The organism is Roseovarius roseus (genome assembly GCF_043355935.2).
Taxonomy (GTDB): domain Bacteria; phylum Pseudomonadota; class Alphaproteobacteria; order Rhodobacterales; family Rhodobacteraceae; genus Roseovarius; species Roseovarius roseus.
In genome coordinates this window covers 18,255-36,542 of sequence record NZ_JBHFPE020000013.1, presented here as the reverse complement: position 1 = coordinate 36,542, position 18,288 = coordinate 18,255, and the positions used below count along the sequence as shown (strand labels likewise).

The window sequence follows — 18,288 nt, the reverse complement described above, 5'->3', positions numbered from 1 at the left end:
CGCCCTCTCAGATGCTTCCCTAGCCTCGCAGATTGGTCTCCAGCCAATGCTCCAGCCAGTGAATATTATAGTCGCCGGTCTGGATATCCCCATTTTGCAGCAGCGCGTGAAAGAGAGGCACGGTGGTGTCGACGCCGTCCACGATCAACTCGCCCAGGGCGCGATTGAGCCGGGCAAGAGCGGCTGGCCGGTCAGCGCCATGCACGATCAGCTTGCCGATCAGCGAGTCGTAATAGGGCGGGATCGAATAGCCATCGTAGAGCGCGCTGTCCATCCGCACGCCAAGGCCGCCGGGCGCATGAAACTGCGTGATCCGGCCGGGGCGGGGGGCAAACTCGGGCAGTTTTTCGGCGTTGATGCGCACCTCGATGGCATGGCCGGTGATATTCAACTCGTCCTGTTGGAAATCCATCTCGAGACCGGCGGCCACGCGGATCTGCTCGCGCACCAGATCGACGCCGAAAATGGCCTCGGTCACCGGATGCTCGACCTGCAGGCGCGTGTTCATTTCGATGAAGTAGAACTCGCCGTTCTCGTAGAGGAACTCGATGGTGCCCGCGCCGGTATAGTTGATGCGCGCCACGGCATCGGCGCAGATCTTGCCGATACGGTCGCGCTCTTCCTGGGTGATCGTAGGGCCGGGCGCCTCCTCAAAGACCTTCTGGTGGCGGCGCTGCAGCGAGCAGTCCCGCTCGCCCAGATGCACGGCGCGGCCTTTGCCATCGCCAAAGACCTGAATCTCGATATGGCGTGGCGTGGTCAGGTACTTCTCGATGTAGACTTCGTCATTGCCGAAGTTCGACTTGCCCTCGGCGCGGGCGGTCTGGAAGGCGCGCTCCATCTCGGCGGCGTTCTGCGCCACCTTCATGCCCTTGCCGCCACCGCCGGCGGTGGCCTTGATGATCACGGGATAGCCGATCTCTTCGCCGATGCGCTTGGCCTCGGCAAGGGTCGGCACGCCGCCCTCGCTGCCCGGCACGCAAGGCACGCCCAGCTCCCGCATCGTGTCCTTGGCGGTGATCTTGTCGCCCATGACGCGGATATGCTCGGCGGTGGGGCCGATGAAGGTCAGGCCGTGATCCTCGACGATCTGCACGAAGGCCGCGTTTTCGGACAGAAAGCCATAGCCCGGATGGATCGCCTGCGCGCCCGTCACCTCGCAGGCCGCGATGATCGCGGGGATCGACAGGTAGCTGTCGGTGCTTGCCGGGGGGCCGATGCACACGCTCTCATCCGCCATGCGCACATGCATCGCATCGGCATCGGCGGTCGAATGGACGGCGACGCTGTGAATGCCCATCTCGCGCGCGGCGCGGATGACCCTCAGGGCGATCTCGCCCCGGTTGGCGATCAGGATCTTGTCGAACATGGGTTTGCCTTACTCGATGATCATCAGGGGGGCGCCGTATTCCACGGCGCCGCCATCCTCGACGAGGATCCGCTTGACCGTGCCGCCGCGCGGGGCGGGGATATGGTTCATCGTCTTCATTGCCTCGATGATCAGCAGCGTGTCGCCCTCGCTGACCTTGTCACCCACGGACACGAAGGCGGGCGCGCCCGGCTCGGCCTGGGTATAGACCGTGCCGACCATGGGCGACGTGACGGCGCCGGGATGGCTGGCCGGATCCTCGCCCTGCGCTGGCGCGGAAGCCGTAGCGGGCGCCGGGGCGCCGGGGATATGGGGCTGCGGCATGGGCGCGGGGGCGGCAAAATGCTGCTGCGGCGCGGGGTCCCCCCGGCGGCTGACGCGGACGTTCAGGCTGTCATCCTCGCCATAATCGCGCTTGACCTGAAGCTCGGTCAGGTCGTTCTCGTTCAGGAGTTCGGCCAGCGCCTTGATGAAGGCGACGTCGTCGTCATGCGATTTCTTGGGCATCGTTGATCCTCAAAGGGCTTGCGCCCGTCTTGGCGCATTGTGATTTTTGCCGCTTATATGGCATGCGTGCGGCATAGAAAACCGGGTTTGTGTTAGGGCGGCGCGCCGGGCGGCAGGGCGCCTGCGCGGCCTGCGGGTTGCCTTGGACCGGCTCTGGCCTTAAATGCGGATGAATTCCATGCGGTCGCAGCCTACCCGCTCAAAACAAGGACGAGATATGAAGGTCATAGTCATCTGCTCCGGCGGGATGGATTCGGTTGCATTGGCGCATCGCTATGCCGCCTCGGGCGAGTTGCATGCGCTCTTGTCGTTCAATTACGGTCAGCGCCACGCCAAGGAGCTGGATTTCGCGGCGCTCTGCGCGCGCCGCCTTGGCGTGCCGCATCATGTCATCGACATCGGCGCCATCGGCGCGGCGCTCAGCGGCAGCGCCTTGACGGATGATATCGAGGTGCCGGACGGGCACTATGCCGAAGAGACGATGAAGATCACTGTCGTGCCCAATCGCAACGCGATCATGCTGACCATCGCCTTCGGCATAGCCGCCGCGCAAAAGGTGGATGCGGTCGCGACCGCCGTGCATGGGGGGGATCACTTCATCTATCCCGATTGCCGCCCCGATTTCATCGCCGCCTTTCAGGCGATGGAGGATTTCGCGATGGACGGCTATGCCGATGTGCGGCTGCTGACGCCCTATGTACATGGCTCCAAGGCCGATATCGCGGTCGACGGCGCGAAGCATGGCACGCCCTTTGCCGAGACATGGTCCTGCTACAAGGGCGGCGATTTGCATTGCGGGCGCTGCGGCACCTGCGTCGAGCGGCGCGAGGCGTTTTATCTGGCGGGCGTCGAGGATCCGACTGTCTATGCCGATCCCGATTATTGGCGCGCCGCGACCGGGACAGAGGAGTAGCCGATGTACCGCATCACCAAGGAATTCCATTTCTCGGCTTCGCATCAGCTCTTCGGTCTGCCTGAGGATCATCAATGCGCGCGCCTGCATGGGCATAACTACATCGCCGTGGTGGAGTTGGCGTCCAAGACGCTGAACGCTCATGGCTTTGTGCGCGACTATCTCGAGCTGGCGCCGCTCAAGCGCTATATCGACGACGAGCTGGATCATCGGCATCTCAACGACGTGCTGGGCGATGATTGCGTGACCGCCGAGCGGATGGCCAAGCACCTTTATGACTGGTGCGCCGCCCGCTGGCCCGAAACCGCCGCCGTCAAGATCAGCGAGACGCCCAAGACATGGGCCGAGTATCGGCCGTGAGCGAGGTTTTGCGCATCTCCGAGATCTTTGGGCCGACCATTCAGGGCGAAGGCGCGCTGATCGGTGTGCCGACGGTATTCGTGCGCACGGGCGGATGCGATTTTCGCTGCGTGTGGTGTGACAGCCTTCATGCGGTGGAGAGTGAATATCGCCATACATGGGCGCCGATGCGCGCGGGCGCGGTCATGGACGAGGTCCGCCGCCTGTCGGGCGGGGTGCCGCTGACCGTGACGCTCTCGGGCGGAAACCCGGCGATTCAGCCGATGGGCGATCTGATCGAGAAGGGCCGCGCCGAGGGCTACCGCTTTGCCATCGAGACGCAAGGCTCGGTCGCGCGGGACTGGTTTGCGCAGCTCGACATGCTGGTGCTCAGCCCCAAGCCGCCTTCGTCAGAGATGGAGACGGATTGGGCCATTTTGCAGGACTGCGTTGATGCTGCCAAGGGCGCGCCAACGGTGGTGAAGATCGTGGTCTTCGATGAGGCCGACTATGCCTATGCGCGGGACGTGGCGGCGCGCCACCCGGGTCTGCCGATCTACCTGCAGCCCGGCAATCACACGCCGCCGCCGCCCGAGGATGACAGCTGGGCCGTCGATCAGGAGGGCATCGATGCGCGCATGCGCTGGCTGGTGGACCGGGTCATCGCGGATCACTGGCACGCGGCGCGCGTGCTGCCGCAACTGCATGTGATGCTATGGGGAAACAAGCGCGGCGTCTGAGCCGCCGGAGGAGAGCGTATGAGCGAGAATATCTACAAGGATCTCAAGCAGCTGGGCGCGAACAGCGCCCTTCCGGACGATCCGTCCAAGGCCGAGCTTGAGCGGGTCAAGAATCCGCAGGCCGATGTGCTCTATAATGTGCGCTTCGTCGCGCCCGAGTTCACGTCGCTTTGCCCGATGACCGGACAGCCTGACTTTGCGCATCTCGTGATCGACTACGTGCCGGGCGACTGGCTGGTCGAGTCGAAATCGCTGAAGCTTTACCTGGGCAGTTTCCGCAATCACGGCGCGTTTCATGAGGATTGCACCGTCAGCATCGGGCGCCGTATCGCCGAGTTCACCGAAGCCAAATGGCTGCGCATCGGCGGCTACTGGTATCCGCGCGGCGGCATTCCGATCGATGTGTTCTGGCAGTCGGGCGAGATGCCTGAAGGGGTCTGGATTCCGGATCAGGGCGTGCCGCCCTATCGCGGGCGAGGCTAGGACGTTTCGCCGAAATCTTTGCGCCCCGCGAGGGTATCGCGGGGCGTTTCGTTTTACTTGCGGTTCATTCGGTTCTCGATCAGGTCGTCCACGACCGAGGGGTCGGCCAGCGTCGAGGTGTCGCCAAGCGCACCGAAATCATCCTCGGCGATCTTGCGCAGGATGCGGCGCATGATCTTGCCCGAGCGGGTCTTGGGCAGGCCCGGCGCCCATTGAATGAGGTCGGGCTTGGCAATGGGGCCGATCTCGGTCCGGACCCACTTCTCCAGTTCCTTGCGGAGCTCGTCTGACGGCTCGACCTCGTTCATCAGGGTGACATACGCGTAGATGCCCTGGCCCTTGATATCGTGCGGATAGCCGACGACGGCGGCCTCGGCGACATCGGCATGGGCGACAAGCGCGGATTCCACCTCGGCTGTGCCCATCCGGTGGCCCGAGACGTTGATCACGTCATCGACGCGGCCGGTGATCCAGTAATAGCCATCCGCATCGCGGCGGCATCCGTCGCCGGTGAAATAATAACCTTTATAGTCCGAGAAATAGGTCTGTTCGAACCGGTCATGATCGCCAAAGACCGTACGCATCTGGCCGGGCCAGCTGCTCTTGATGCACAGAACGCCGGAAGCCTCGGTCTCGGTCTGCTCCTTGCCGGTCTGCGGGTCGAGGATGACAGGCTCGATCCCGAAGAAAGGCTTGGTGCAGCTGCCGGGCTTGGTAGGCGTCGCGCCGGGCAGGGGGGTCATCAGATGGCCGCCCGTCTCGGTCTGCCACCAGGTGTCGACGATGGGGCGCGTGCCCTTGCCGACGACGTCATTGTACCAGTTCCACGCTTCGGGGTTGATCGGCTCGCCCACGGTGCCCAGCACCTTGAGATCGCTCAGATCGCATTTCTCGACGAATTCCTTGCCCTGGCCCATCAGGGCACGAATAGCTGTCGGCGCGGTGTAGAATTGATTGACCTTGTGCTTTTCGCAGACCTGCCAGAAGCGGCTGGCATCGGGATAGGTCGGCACACCCTCGAACATGACGGTCGTGGCGCCATTGGCGAGCGGTCCATAGACGATATAGCTGTGGCCCGTGACCCAGCCGACATCGGCGGTGCACCAGAAAACATCGCCCTCGTGATAATCGAAGACGTATTTATGCGTGAGGCTCGCATAGAGAAGATACCCGGCCGAGCTGTGCACGACGCCCTTGGGCTGCCCGGTCGACCCGGAGGTGTAGAGGACGAAGAGTGGGTCCTCGGCCTTCATCGGGCGCGCGGGGCAATCGGGGCTGGCATGCTCCATCTGCGCCTTGACGTCGACGTCGCGCCCGTTGATCCAGGTGGTCTGGCCACCGGTATGCTTGACCACGAGGCAACGCACTTTGTCCGAGCAGTGCAGAAGCGCCGCGTCGGTATTGGATTTCAACGCCGTCTTGCGCCCGCCGCGGGGCGCCTCGTCAGCGGTGATGACCACCTTGGCGCCCGAATTGTTGATGCGGTTGGCCAATGCGTCGGGGCTGAATCCTGCAAAGACGATGGAATGGACCGCGCCGATCCGCGCGCAGGCCAGCATCGCATAGGCTGCCTCGGGGATCATCGGAAGGTAGATCACCACACGGTCGCCGCGCATGATGCCCTGGCTCAGCAGGACGTTGGCGAAACGGTTCACCTTTTCGTGCAGCTCTTTGTAGGTGATGTGCTGCGCGGGGGTTTCCGGATCGTCCGGCTCCCAGATGATGGCTGTCTGGCCGCCGCGCGTCTTGAGATGCCGGTCAATGCAGTTGGCGGCGACGTTCAGAACGCCATCCTCGAACCAGCGGATATCAACCTTACCGTGTTGGAAAGACGCATTCTTGACCACTGAAAAGGGCTCGATCCAGTCCAGATTCTGGGCTTGGTCCTTCCAGAATGCATCGGGATCCTTGATCGATGCCGCATACATCTCGTCGTATTTTGCTGCGTTGATATGCGCGGATTTCGCGAATTCCGGCGTGGGCGGGTATGTTTTGTCGGACATGGGTTTGACCTCTCAAAGCTAGGGATGCGAGCAGCGTGTAGGGATCACGGGCATGCGGGCAATCAGATCGCCAGGTATTCTGCGCGCAATTTCTCGTTGTTCAACACCTCGGCAGCACTACCGTCAAAGACGATGCCGCCAGTGTCAAGGATCACTGCTCGGTCCGACAGGTTGAGCGCGCGAACGGCGTTCTGCTCGACGAGGATCGTGGTGATGCCCTGCTCCTTGATAATGCGGAGCGTCTTCTCGATCTCGTCGACGATGACCGGCGCGAGACCCTCGTAAGGTTCGTCCAGCAAAAGTACCTTGATGTCGCGCGCCAGGGCGCGGGCCACGGCCAGCATCTGCTGCTCGCCGCCCGAAAGGGTCACGCCTTCCTGGGTGCGGCGCTCGGCGAGGCGGGGGAAGAGATCGTAGAGGCGTTCGATCGACCAGCCGATAGGCGGCGCGATCTGCGCCAGTTGCAGATTCTCCTCGACGGTAAGGCCGGGGATGATGCAACGGTCCTCCGGCACGAGGCCGATTCCGGCGACGGCGGCCTCGTGGCTTTTCATCTTGTGCAGCGGCTGGTGGTCCAGCCAGATCTCGCCATGATTCAACTGCGGGTTGTCCATGCGCGCGATGGCGCGCAGCGTGGTCGTCTTGCCCGCACCGTTGCGGCCCAGAAGGGCGAGGATCTCGCCCTCGTGCACGTTGAAGCTGATATCCTGCACGATATAGCTTTCGCCGTAATAGGCCTGCATCCCCCAGACCGACAGAAAGGCGGGCGCTGTAGCGGCGTGGTTGGCATTGCGGGAAAAGTCGGGTCGTTCGGTCATGTTATTTGTCCTCTCGGGGGCATCATCCGGGGTGGCGCGGCCTTAGGCGGCGGTTTCGCCCAAGTAAGCTTCGCGCACCTTGGGGTGGCCCTTGATGTTGTCCGGCGTATCCTCGACCAGCGGGGTGCCCTGTGCCAGGACGGTGATCCGTTCGGCCAGGGAGAACACGACGTGCATGTCATGCTCGATGATGGCGATGGTGATGTCCCGCTCCTGCTTGATCTGCTTGAGCAGGTCGATCGTGTTGTTGGTGTCAGCCCGCGCCATGCCGGCCGTCGGCTCGTCCAGCAGCAGAAGGCGGGGCTCTTGCGCAAGGCACATGCCGATTTCGAGGCGGCGCTTGTTGCCGCGCGACATCGAGGCGGAGTGGTTGTGCCGCTGGTCGGCCATGCCGAGGCTTTCCAGCATGTGCTCGGCCTGCTCCACCACGCCCCGCTCGCTGCCGACGCTTTCGATGGCATGCATGCGGAACGCGCCGTCGCGCTTGGCAAAGATCGGGATCATCATGTTTTCCAGCACCGTCAGATCGCCGAAGATCTCGGGCGTCTGGAAGACGCGGGAAATGCCCATCTGGTTGATCTCGTAGGGCTTGCGCCCGAGGACGGACTGCCCGTCAAAGCTGACCGATCCGGTATCGGGGATCAGCTTGCCCACCAGCACGTTCAGCAGGGTGGATTTGCCGGCCCCGTTGGGGCCGATGATGGCGTGCACGGTGTTCTCCGCGATGCTGAGGTTCACGTCCCCCAGCGCCTGCAGACCGCCGAAACGCTTGTTGACGTTCTTGACTTCTAGAATGCCCATGGCTGCGTTTCCTTATTCTGCCGGAGAGGTTTGTTTGGAGGGCTTGGCGCGCTTGCCCTGAAGAAGGCGGCGGATGCGCTGCCCCCCTTCGACCAGACCGCCGGGCAGGAAGATGACGACGAGCATGAAGACGATGCCCAGTGTCAGGTGCCAGCCCTTGCCGACGAACGGATAGATCAGGGTGATCACGAAATCCTCGAGCCCGTCGGGCATCCAGTAGAACCAGTCATGCAGGACGCCGCTGTTGATCTTGGACACGATGTTTTCCATGTACTTGATCAGGCCAGCGCCCAGGACCGGGCCGATGAGGGTGCCCGCACCGCCGAGGATGGTCATCAGGACAACCTCGCCGGAGGCGGTCCAGAACATCCGCTCGGGGCCCACCTGCGTATCCATCGCGACCATCAGGCCACCGGCGAGGCCGGCATACATGCCGGAAATGACGAAGGCGGCCAGCGCATAGGGGCGCGCATTGAGGCCCGTATAGGTCATGCGGGTGTTGTTGCACTTGATCGCGCGCAGCATCATGCCAAAGGGCGACCGGAAGATGCGGATCGACAGGTAAAAGGCCAGAACCATGATGATCGCGGCGATGTAATAGCCCGCGTTGAAGGTGAATTGCCATGCGCCGACCATCATGTCGTGGGTGGCCGTCATGTCGAGGCCGAAGAGGTTGGCATGGGCCCGGTTGCCCGGCTCAAGCGCCCCGTCCAGAATGCGCGCGTCGTTCAGCTTCAGCTGCAGGCCCGTCTCGCCGCCGGTGATCGGCGTCAGCACCGAATAGGCCAGCGCATAGGACATCTGCGCAAAGGCCAGCGTCAGGATCGAGAAGTAGATACCCGAGCGCCGCAGCGAGATGTACCCAACGAGGAGGGCAAAGAGGCCCGCCACGATCACCGACATGATGATGCCGGGGATGATGTTGGCCGTCAGCAGCTTCATCATCCAGATCGCGGCATAGCTGCCGACGCCGAGGAAGGCGGCATGGCCGAAGCTGAGATAGCCCGTGAGGCCGAAGAGGATGTTGAAGCCGATGGCGAAGATCCCGAAGATCACGAAGCGCTGCATCAGGTCAGGATAGCCTGCGTTGAATTGCGCCATGTTCGAGTTCACCGGAAACGGGTTCAGGATGAAGGGGGCCAGCAGCGCGAGGGCCGAAACCACCACGAGCAGGATTGCGTCTTTGCGTGTCATTCCCAGCATGGGCTTAATCCTCCATCACGCCTTTGCGGCCCATCAGGCCGCGCGGGCGGGTCAGCAAAACGATGATAGCCACCAGGTAGATGACGATCTGGTTGATGCCCGGCAGGGCTTCGAGCACGGCGGACATGGACGCGAAACTCTCGAGGATGCCCAGAAGGAACCCGGCCAGAACCGCGCCTGCAAGGCTGCCCATGCCACCCACCACGACCACGACGAAGCTGAGGACGAGGAAGTCCATGCCCATGTGGTAGTTGGGGCTGTTGATGGGCGTGTACATCACCCCCGCAAGGCCGGCGACAGCGGCGGCGATGCCGAACATGATGGTGAACCGCTTGTCGATGTTGATGCCGAGCAATCCAACCGTCTCGCGGTCGGCCATGCCGGCCCGCACAACCATCCCGAAGGTGGTAAAGCGCAGGAAGGCAAAGACACCGCCGACGATGACGAGGGCAAAGGCGAAATAGACCAGGCGCCAGTAGGGGTAGATGATCGAATTGGCCTGCATTCCCAGGAATGCGCCGAAATCGAACGAGCCGCGGAACGCGCTGGGCGCCGGCGTCGGGATCGGGTTGGCGCCGTAGAAATACTTGATGATTTCCTGCAGCACGATGGCGAGGCCAAAGGTCACCAGGATCTGGTCTGCGTGTGGGCGCTTGTAGAAATGCTTGATCAAGCCGCGTTCCATGATGACGCCGATCGCGATCATCACGGGAATGGCAAAGAGGATCGACAGCGGCACGGCCCAGTCGATCATGAATTCGCCCGCGCTTTGCCCCACGATGTCATAGATATAGGGCACATCGACCGTCATGGGATTGCCCAGGAAGTCCGTGCGCGTTTCGTCGACGACCTCGTGGCTAAAGGTCAGGATGCGGCTGAGCGTGACGGCGCAGAACGCACCGATCATGAACAGGGCGCCGTGGGCGAAGTTCACCACCCCCAGCGTGCCGAAGATCAATGTCAGGCCGAGGGCGATCAGCGCGTAGGCTGACCCCTTGTCCAGTCCATTGAGGATTTGCAGGATTATCGCATCCATCGTCTGCCTCACATGTCAGAAATCAGTCCGGCCAAATAGCGTGGCCAGGTCAGGCCGCCGCTAGGGGGCCGGCGCGCAGGGAAGTAGGGTAGAAGGGGCCCGCCCCAGCATTGAGGGGGGCGGGCCGCCAGGCGCTTAGGCGCCCGGGTTGCACTCGCCCAGGGTCGCGTCTGCGCCGCCGAACTCGGGCGCGTCGGGGGCGTAGGTCACCTGATCGGCAGGGGTCACCTCGACGATTTCGACCAGGTCGAATTCGTTCTCGGGGTTCTCCTTGCCGCGCACGACGACAACGTCCTTGAAGCACTGGTGATCTTCGGCACGGTAGAGGGTCGGGCCGCTGCCCAGACCGTCGAACTCGTAGCCCTCGAGGGCTTCGACAACGGCGCAGGGGTTGAAGCTGCCCGCGCGCTCGACCGCATCCGCATAGAGCAGGGTCTGCACGTAGCAGGTATGCGCCGCCTGGCTGGGCGGGAAGCCGAACTTCTCGCCGAAGGACTTGACGAAGGCGTCCGTGCCGACATAGCGGTCACCCTTTTCGCGCTCGAGTTTCCAGTCCCAGTTTTGCGAGCCGAGGATGCCCGCGATGCTCTTGCCGGCGCCGCGTGCCATCAGCTCGGAATAGAGCGGCACGATGATCTCGAACTTCTTGTCGTTGACCATCTTGTCGCGCAGGCCGAACTGGACGGCGTTGGTCAGCGAGTTGACCATGTTGCCGCCGTAGTGGTTCAGGACCAGCACATCGGCATCCGATTGCAGGACGGGCGTGATATAGGCGCTGAAGTCGGTCTGGGTCAGCGGGGTCTTGACCGCGTTGACGGTTTCCCAGCCCATGGCTTCGGTCGAGTTGCGGATCGCTTCCTCGGTGGTATAGCCCCAGTTGTAGTCGGCGGTCAGGTGATAGGCCTTGCGGTCGGTGCCGTAGGCATTCGCCAGAACGGGCGCAAGCGCCGCGCCGGACATCCAGCTGTTGAAGAAGTGACGGAAACCGTTGGCCTTGCGGTCCTTGCCGGTCGTGTCGTTCGAGTGGGTGAGGCCGGCCATGAAGATGACGCCCGCCTCCTGGCAGAGGGCCTGTACAGCCACGGCCACGCCCGAGGACGAGCCGCCGGTGATGACGACAGCGCCATCCTTTTCGATCATCGACTTGGCCGAGGCACGCGCCGCGTCCGATTTGGTCTGGGTGTCGCCGGTGACGTATTCCACCTTCTTGCCCATGATGCCGTTGCCCTGCAGCGCCTTGGAGCTGAAGGTGTTCATCATGCCGCCGTCGCCGCCGCCGTTCAGATGCTCGACCGCCAGCTCGTAAGCGCGCAACTCGTCCGCGCCCTCATCGGCATAGGGGCCGGATTGGGGCACGTTGAAGCCCAGTGTGACGCTGCTGGCATCGGTGGGATCGTTGGTGAAGGCCGCGACGCTGCTGGCCGTGAAGATCGTCGGAACCGCAAGGCCGGCGCCCGCGACTGCGCTGGTCTTGAGCAGACCGCGACGGGTGAAGTTGGATGTGGACATAGAATCCTCCCTTTATGATCAATCCCGGCAAACGCCTCCTCCGCGCCTTGCCGTGACCGCACTTTGTGCAAAGCCAATATGACACCGCGCAAGAAAACTTCTCAACAACTGCCTTTTGCAAAACAATTATTTTGTAAAAATATGCACAGAGGTCGTGTGATTGTTGTAAAGATTTGTCAACTAGGCCGGAGATGACCTTGATTCGTAAGAAAAATGACCGTCAATCGCCGGCAGAGGCGGGCACAATCACCGGCACGCGCATCCGCGAAAGACGGCTGGAACGTGGTTTGCCGCAGGGGGAGCTGGCGCGGCAGGCCGGAATTTCGCCGTCTTATCTGAACCTGATCGAGCACAATCGGCGCAGAATCGGCGGCGCGCTTCTGCTGCGGTTGGCCGCGGCGCTGGGGGTGGATGCGCAGGCGTTGGCCCATGGCGGCGAGGCGGCGTTGCTGGACGGGCTGCACGAGGCCGCGGGCGACGCGCCGGATGCGGGCCCGGTGCCCCCCGAGATCGACCGGCTGGAGGAGTTCGCGGGCCGCTTTCCCGGCTGGGCGCATCTGACCGTGGCCACATTGCGCCGCGCGCAGGGCGAGGCGCGCCGCGCCGATGCGATGGCCGACCGGCTGGCGCATGACCCGCATCTGGCCGCCTCGCTGCACGAGGTGCTGTCGGTCGTCACCGCCATTCGCTCGACCGCGTCGATCCTCACCGATACCAGCGGGCTTGAGCCGGAATGGCAGGCGCGCTTTCACCGCAACCTGGGCGAGGATAGCCGCCGCCTGGCCGAAGGGGCCGAGCGGCTGGTGCGCTATCTGGATGACGGGCCGGGCACAGGGCGCGATATCCTGTCGCCGCAGGACGAGATGGACAGGTTCATGGGCGCTCATGGCCACCGTTTCGAGGCGCTCGAGGAGGGCGGCGATCCCGAGAAGGTGCTGGAGGCGTCGGGGCTGCGCCCGGACACCGGCGCCCATGTACTGATCGCTGCGGCCCTTGCGCGCTATCGGCGGGATGCCGAGGCGCTGCCCGAGACGCGGTTGTGCGCGGCGCTGGAGCGGCACGGCATGGCCCCGCTGGTGCTGGCGCAGGATCTTGGCGCGCCTCTCGCGCTGATCTTTCGCCGCCTTGCGGCCATGCCCGAGGAAGTGGTTGGAGCAATCGGACTGGTCAGCGCCGATGCGTCTGGCGCCATTCTGTCGCTCAAGCCGCTGCCGGGTTTTGCCGTCACGCGGCTGGCTGGGGCCTGCGCGCTCTGGCCGCTCTTTCGCGCGGGCGTGCAGCCGGGCATGGCGCTGCGCCAGCGCCTGGTGCAGTCGGACCGCGATGCGCGTCCAGTGCTGGCCCTGACGGCGACCGAGGAGGCCGCGCCCGGAGGCTTCAACATGCCGCCGCTGATGCACGCCTATATGCTGCTCTTGCCGGATGACATCGCGGAGGGCGCATCGGCGGAGGCGCCCGTGCCTGTCGGCAGCTCGTGCCGGATCTGCCCGCGCGGCGACTGCCCCGCCCGGCGCGAGCCGTCAATCCTTCCCGAAGCGGTGACGGAATAGATGCAAAACGGCGCGCAAGCTTTTGACAGCGCAGCGCGCTTGCCCAATAGTGGCGCATGGGCTGGAGCAAGGGGAGGTGCGCCAGATGACCAAACAGGTGCTATTGATCGAAGATGAGCCGAACATCATCGAAGCGATCAGTTTCATCCTGTCGCGCGATGGGTGGCAGGTGCGCAGCCATACGGGCGGTGCAGGGGCGATGGATGCGGTGCGCACGCGGCGCGCCGATCTGATTATCCTCGACGTGATGCTGCCCCACCGCTCGGGGTTCGAACTGCTTGCCGATATCCGCGCCGATGCCGAGCTGGGGTCGACGCCCGTCCTGATGCTGACCGCGCGCGGCCAGCGCAAGGACCGCGAGATGGCCGAGCGCGCGGGCGCCAGCCGCTTCATGACCAAGCCCTTCTCCAACACTGAAATGCTGGAGGCCGTGCGCGCCCTTGCGGGGGAGGCATGAGCGAGCCCTCCGCGCCGGACGGCACGCCTGGCTCGGGCCAGACAGCATCCAGCCAAGCCTCCGCGCTCAAGAAACCGTCGCGCTATGCTGTCTTCGTTGCGCATGGCACCTATCGCCAGCGGCGGATGGTCGATGCGGCGGGGCTGTTGCCGATCCTCGGCGCGGTTCTCTTCGCGCTGCCGCTCTTGTGGCTGGGGCAGGCGGGCGGCGCCGCGCGCACCTCGCATGTGATGATCTACGTCTTTGCCGTCTGGGCCGGCCTGGCGATCCTGTCGGCGCTGATCACGCGAAGCCTGCGCGCCGCGCCGGATACCAGCGAGGATGACGTGCCCGCTGCGGACCGCGATACGCGGGGCGGCTGATGGCCACGCTCAATATTCTTGTCGCGGTCTGCATCACCTATGTGATCTTTCTCTTTGCCGTCGCCTTTGCCGCCGACCGTGCGGCGCGGCGCGGACGCGGGGCTTGGCTGCGCTCGCCGCTGGTCTACACCTTGTCGCTGTCGATCTATTGCACCGCATGGACCTTCTACGGCGCGGTCGGCTTTGCCGCGCGGTCGGGGATGGAATACGTGACCATCTATCTCGGCCCCAGCCTGGTGATGATCGGCTGGTGGTGGACCCTGCGCAAGATGGTGCGCGTGGGCCGCAGCCAGCGCATCACCTCGATCGCCGACATGATCTCGTCCCGCTATGGCAAGTCGAACACGCTGGCCATCTGCGTGACCGTGATCGCCGTCATTGGGACGACGCCTTATATCGCGCTGCAACTGCAATCGGTGACATTGTCCTTTGCCGCCTTCTCTCCGCCCGGACCGGAGGGGGGAAGGTCCGTCCAGTCGATCGCGGTCTATGTGGCGCTGGGCCTGACCCTTTTCACAATCCTCTTCGGCACCCGGAACCTTGATGCGAACGAGCGGCATCACGGCGTGGTCATGGCCATCGCCCTCGAGGCGGTGGTCAAGCTTCTGGCCCTCATCGCCGTCGGCATCTTTGTCGTCTGGGGGCTGGAGGGTGGCCTCTCGGCGACGCTTGAAAGGATCGACGCCTCGCCCATCGCGGATTTCGACGTCTCGGGCAGCCGCTGGACCGGGCTGACGCTGCTGTCGGCGGCCGCGTTCCTCTGCCTGCCGCGCATGTTTCAGGTCATGGTGGTCGAGAATGAGGACGAGGGCCATTTGCGCACCGCCGCCTGGGCCTTTCCGCTTTACCTGATGCTGATCAGCCTCTTTGTCGTGCCCATCGCTGCCGTGGGGCTGGAGCTGATGCCCGAAGGATCGAACCCCGACCTTTACGTGCTGAACCTGCCGCTGCTGGCGGGACGGGACGGGTTGGCGATCCTGTCTTTCCTAGGCGGGTTTTCCTCGGCCACGTCGATGGTGATCGTGGCGGCGATTGCCCTCTCGACCATGGTGTCGAACCATATCGTGATGCCGATCTGGCTGCGCGCCACCGGCGGCGCCGCCATGATGTCGGGCGATGTGCGCCATGTCGCGCTACTGGCGCGGCGGCTGTCGATCGCGGGGGTCGTGATGCTGGGCTATCTCTATTTCCGCATGTCGGGTGGGGGCACGGCGCTGGCCGCAATCGGGCTTGTGGCCTTTGCGGGGGTCGCGCAGTTCCTGCCGGCACTGATGGGCGGCCTCGTCTGGCGCGGCGCCACGCGGAGCGGCGCCCTGGCAGGGCTGGCGGTGGGTTTTGTCCTTTGGATCTACTGCCTCTTCCTGCCCAGCTTTGGCGCGGGCGTGGTTTTGCCGCAGCATGTCTTTGACCAGGGACTCTTTGGCCTCTCGTGGCTGCGCCCGCAGGCGATGTTCTGGACCGGGGGGATGGACCCGCTGGTCCATGCGGTCATGTGGTCGATGGGCCTCAATACCGCGGCCTTCTGCGCCGTGTCGATCCTCAGCTTTCCCCGCCCGGTCGAGCGGCTGCAGGGCGCGCAATTCGTCAACGTGTTCGAGCATTCGCGCGGCCCCGGCACCTGGAGCGGCGGGCGCGGGCAGTCCGAGGACCTGCTGATCATGGCGCAGCGCATCATGGGCGCTGCCGAGGCGCAGGAGCTCTTCAGCCGCGCCGCACGCCGCCAGGGCCTGAGTGGCTACCTGCCCGAGCCGTCGCCCGAATTCCTCGAATGGCTGGAGCGGCGCCTCTCGGGCTCGGTCGGAGCGGCGACGGCCCATGCGATGATCAGCCAGATCGTCGGGCGCGCCACCGTCTCGGTCGAGGATCTGCTGGCCGTGGCGGATGAAACCGCCCAGATCATGGAATATTCCAGCCAGCTCGAGGCGAAATCGGCCGAGCAGGCGCGCACCGCGCGCCAGCTGCGCGAAGTGAACGAGAAGCTGACGCAGCTTTCGGTCCAGAAGGACGGCTTTCTTAGCCAGGTCAGCCACGAATTGCGCACGCCGATGACCTCGATCCGGGCCTTCTCGGAAATCCTGCGCGAGGGCGGTCTGACCCCGGATGAGCAGCAGAAATACGCCTCGATCATTCATGCTGAATCGCTGCGTCTGACGCGGCTCTTGGATGATCTGCTGGACCTCTCGGTGCTGGAATCGGGGCAGGTGGTGCTGAACGCGCAGACCGGCACACTGGCCGAGGTGCTGGACCGCGCCGTCTCGGCCACGATGGGCAGTGCGCCGGGCGCCTTGCGCATCGAACGCGACCGGGCCAGCGAGGCAGTGCAGCTCAAGACCGATATGGACCGTCTCGCGCAGGTCTTCATTAATTTGATCGCCAATGCGCGCAAATATTGCGACGCGGATGCGCCCATGCTGCGCGTGCGCACCGAAATGGGCGCGGGCGGGCTTACCGTGGATCTGATCGACAACGGTACCGGCATTCCGATCAAGGATGAGGCGCTGATCTTCGAGAAGTTCGCGCGCCTTGGAAAGGCGGGAGCGCCTGGGGCTGGCCTCGGCCTCGCCATTTGCCGCGAGATCATGAACCGTCTGGGCGGCGCGATTGAATACCTGCCGGGGCAGGGCGGGGCTGCGTTCCGCGTGACATTGCCGCGCGAGGCACTCTAAGACCAAGACATGCGTGGGCCTTGCAGCCGGAAACCTTTTGGTAACCGGAATGGCGTTACGGTCGGGGCCATCGGCAATTGGCACGGAATGGTGGCGCAGCGCATGGCACAGACGGGCGGCAATACGGTCATTCATCGCAAGGCGCGCGCCTCGCGCGAGGAATATCAGGCGCGCGCGATGTCCCCGGCCAAGGCGCTGAGGCTGGCGTTGGCGCAGGCGTCGGACACGCTCTTTGATCTGCCGATGGTCGTGGGGACGGTCGAGCAGGTCGAGATTTCGCAAACGGTGCTGAGGGGGGAATTCACAGGTGGCGGCCTTATGGTGCTGCTCGACGGCCCCAAGGGGGCGCGCGGCGCGGTGCGCATCGACGATGCGCTGCTTGCCGCGTTGATCGAAATCCAGACCACCGGGCGGGTGACCGGGCGCGGCACCGGGGGGCGGGCTGTCACCCGCACCGATGCGGCCATCGCCGCGCCGCTGATCGACGCCGCGCTTTCGGGCGCCGAGGCCAAGCTGGCCGAGGATGCGCGCAGCGAAGAGGGCGACGAGGCACCGCCGCATTGGGCCTCGGGCTATCGCTTTGGCGTGATGATGGAGGATGCGCGCGGCATGTCTCTGGCGCTGGGCGCGGCGGCGTTCCACGTCTTTCGCATGATGGTGGAAGTGGGCAATGACGGGCATCCCGGCGCCGTCACGTTCCTCTTGCCGGTGCCAGAGGTGCCGGTGCGGCCCGCAGCGGATGAAAAAACGTCAAGCCTGCAGCGCACGCTGGAGCAAAGCGCAATGAACGCGCCGGTCAGCCTGGAGGCGGTGCTGGGGCGTGTCACCCTGCCGCTGGAAAAGGTTTGCAAGCTGGAGGTGGGCGGCCTCCTGCCCGTGACGGCGGATCAGATGCTGCAGGTGCGGCTGGAGGCAAGCCAGAAGCACGTCGTCGCTGTCGGGCGTCTTGGGCAGCTCAACGGGGCAAGGGCGGTCAAGCTGACCCCGGAGGCGGGCGGTGTTTCCTCCGTGACCCGCGCCCAGACGGAGGCCGGGCGGGCGGGCGATGTGGCCGGGACGGCGGCGCTGGACATGACACGGATCGCGGATTTGGCTGAGACGCCCGCGACCGCGCCCGGCGGATCGAGCGAGGTGGGAGAGCCGCATGGCGCCGGGCAGGCCAGCCAGCCGGTCCCGGACAAGGAGATGATGGAATATGGTGATGTCTGAGGAGGAAAGGGCCAAGGCCCGGCAGAGTCAGGCACGGTGGCGGCGGTTGCGCGCCTCAGCGTAGCAGAATGCCGATCACGACCATCATCAGCCCCAGCACCGACAGGAAAAGCGCTCCGGTATTCACCGGTAGGACCTTTTGCAGGACTGCACGCATTTGCGCATCGTCCAGATTGGCACGGCGGGCGCGCCAGACCCGCAGGATGCACCAGATCAGCCCCGCCAGACCGCCCAGGGAAACGGCGGCGCCGCACCAGATGAGGATTTGCATGTGTGGGCTCCCTGACTGATCTGCGGGCAAAACCCCGCCTTTGCCCTCTAGC

At 64.4% G+C, this 18,288-nt stretch carries 18 protein-coding genes and 1 pseudogene; 9 read left to right on the top strand and 10 right to left on the bottom strand.

The genetic code is table 11. From position 1 onward, the window contains the following. Positions 1-19 precede the first annotated feature (19 nt). Both accC and accB read right to left on the bottom strand, forming a co-directional pair. Entirely contained in the window at positions 20-1,369 is a 1,350-nt protein-coding gene (gene accC / locus ACEWPL_RS15830; protein ID WP_393929203.1) for an acetyl-CoA carboxylase biotin carboxylase subunit, read from the bottom strand. Between the two features lie 9 nt (positions 1,370-1,378). After that, entirely contained in the window at positions 1,379-1,876 is a 498-nt protein-coding gene (gene accB, locus ACEWPL_RS15825; RefSeq protein WP_393929205.1) for an acetyl-CoA carboxylase biotin carboxyl carrier protein, read from the bottom strand. Positions 1,877-2,093: 217 nt separating this feature from the next. Here accB and queC point away from each other — a divergent pair, with 217 nt between their 5' ends. Genes queC through queF form a run of 4 tightly spaced genes read left to right on the top strand, consistent with a single transcriptional unit; the run spans position 2,094 to position 4,351 of the window. Beyond that, positions 2,094-2,789, top strand: a complete 696-nt coding sequence (gene queC / locus ACEWPL_RS15820) for a 7-cyano-7-deazaguanine synthase QueC (RefSeq protein WP_393929207.1) — start codon at positions 2,094-2,096, stop codon at positions 2,787-2,789. A gap of 3 nt (positions 2,790-2,792) precedes the next feature. Continuing rightward, the gene (locus ACEWPL_RS15815) at positions 2,793-3,149 is read left to right on the top strand and encodes a 6-pyruvoyl trahydropterin synthase family protein (protein ID WP_393929209.1); all 357 of its coding nucleotides are present in this window, start codon (positions 2,793-2,795) and stop codon (positions 3,147-3,149) included. Then, the gene (gene queE / locus ACEWPL_RS15810; RefSeq protein WP_393929211.1) at positions 3,128-3,868 is read left to right on the top strand and encodes a 7-carboxy-7-deazaguanine synthase QueE; all 741 of its coding nucleotides are present in this window, start codon (positions 3,128-3,130) and stop codon (positions 3,866-3,868) included. Before ACEWPL_RS15815 ends, queE begins: the two co-directional genes overlap by 22 nt. A gap of 18 nt (positions 3,869-3,886) precedes the next feature. Continuing rightward, the gene (gene queF, locus ACEWPL_RS15805) at positions 3,887-4,351 is read left to right on the top strand and encodes a preQ(1) synthase (RefSeq protein WP_393929213.1); all 465 of its coding nucleotides are present in this window, start codon (positions 3,887-3,889) and stop codon (positions 4,349-4,351) included. Between the two features lie 53 nt (positions 4,352-4,404). Here the strand turns inward: queF and acs are convergent, their stop codons facing one another. The 7 genes and pseudogenes from acs to ACEWPL_RS15770 form a co-directional block, all read right to left on the bottom strand. Next, complete coding sequence (acs, locus tag ACEWPL_RS15800; RefSeq protein ID WP_393929215.1) at positions 4,405-6,354, bottom strand: acetate--CoA ligase; 1,950 nt, start codon at positions 6,352-6,354, stop codon at positions 4,405-4,407. 62 nt (positions 6,355-6,416) lie between these two features. Continuing rightward, a complete protein-coding gene (locus ACEWPL_RS15795) occupies positions 6,417-7,172 on the bottom strand; it encodes an ABC transporter ATP-binding protein (RefSeq protein WP_393929217.1) in 756 nt (251 codons plus the stop codon). A 42-nt stretch (positions 7,173-7,214) separates the two neighbouring features. Further along, positions 7,215-7,349 carry an ABC transporter ATP-binding protein C-terminal domain-containing protein gene (locus ACEWPL_RS15790; RefSeq protein WP_420744357.1) on the bottom strand — a complete coding sequence of 45 codons (135 nt, stop codon included), beginning with the start codon at positions 7,347-7,349 and terminating at the stop codon, positions 7,215-7,217. Positions 7,350-7,502: 153 nt separating this feature from the next. Continuing rightward, positions 7,503-7,871 (bottom strand): annotated as a pseudogene (locus ACEWPL_RS15785) (ATP-binding cassette domain-containing protein); the annotation flags it as partial. A gap of 114 nt (positions 7,872-7,985) precedes the next feature. Further along, positions 7,986-9,176: a branched-chain amino acid ABC transporter permease gene (locus ACEWPL_RS15780; RefSeq protein ID WP_393929221.1), complete on the bottom strand. Its 1,191-nt coding sequence runs from the start codon at positions 9,174-9,176 to the stop codon at positions 7,986-7,988. Positions 9,177-9,180: 4 nt separating this feature from the next. After that, positions 9,181-10,212: a branched-chain amino acid ABC transporter permease gene (locus ACEWPL_RS15775; RefSeq protein ID WP_393929223.1), complete on the bottom strand. Its 1,032-nt coding sequence runs from the start codon at positions 10,210-10,212 to the stop codon at positions 9,181-9,183. Between the two features lie 135 nt (positions 10,213-10,347). Then, positions 10,348-11,721 carry a substrate-binding protein gene (locus ACEWPL_RS15770; protein ID WP_393929225.1) on the bottom strand — a complete coding sequence of 458 codons (1,374 nt, stop codon included), beginning with the start codon at positions 11,719-11,721 and terminating at the stop codon, positions 10,348-10,350. Between the two features lie 197 nt (positions 11,722-11,918). On the opposite strand from ACEWPL_RS15770, the gene ACEWPL_RS15765 reads away from it, so the two are divergent. From ACEWPL_RS15765 to ACEWPL_RS15745, 5 genes are all read left to right on the top strand, one after another. Then, on the top strand, positions 11,919-13,271 hold the full coding sequence (locus tag ACEWPL_RS15765) for a helix-turn-helix domain-containing protein (RefSeq protein WP_393929227.1): 1,353 nt from the start codon (positions 11,919-11,921) through the stop codon (positions 13,269-13,271). 85 nt (positions 13,272-13,356) lie between these two features. Further along, positions 13,357-13,728, top strand: a complete 372-nt coding sequence (locus ACEWPL_RS15760) for a response regulator transcription factor (protein ID WP_393929229.1) — start codon at positions 13,357-13,359, stop codon at positions 13,726-13,728. Next, positions 13,725-14,090, top strand: coding sequence for a hypothetical protein (locus ACEWPL_RS15755; protein WP_393929231.1), 366 nt, complete (start codon positions 13,725-13,727; stop codon positions 14,088-14,090). The genes ACEWPL_RS15760 and ACEWPL_RS15755 overlap by 4 nt, the downstream gene beginning before the upstream one ends. Beyond that, positions 14,090-16,756: an ATP-binding protein gene (locus tag ACEWPL_RS15750; RefSeq protein ID WP_393929233.1), complete on the top strand. Its 2,667-nt coding sequence runs from the start codon at positions 14,090-14,092 to the stop codon at positions 16,754-16,756. Before ACEWPL_RS15755 ends, ACEWPL_RS15750 begins: the two co-directional genes overlap by 1 nt. 102 nt (positions 16,757-16,858) lie before the next feature. Further along, entirely contained in the window at positions 16,859-17,965 is a 1,107-nt protein-coding gene (locus tag ACEWPL_RS15745; RefSeq protein WP_393929235.1) for a FliM/FliN family flagellar motor switch protein, read from the top strand. Between the two features lie 55 nt (positions 17,966-18,020). Here ACEWPL_RS15745 and ACEWPL_RS15740 read toward each other — a convergent pair whose 3' ends face one another. Next, complete coding sequence (locus tag ACEWPL_RS15740; protein ID WP_393929237.1) at positions 18,021-18,236, bottom strand: hypothetical protein; 216 nt, start codon at positions 18,234-18,236, stop codon at positions 18,021-18,023. Between the last annotated feature and the right edge of the window lie 52 nt (positions 18,237-18,288).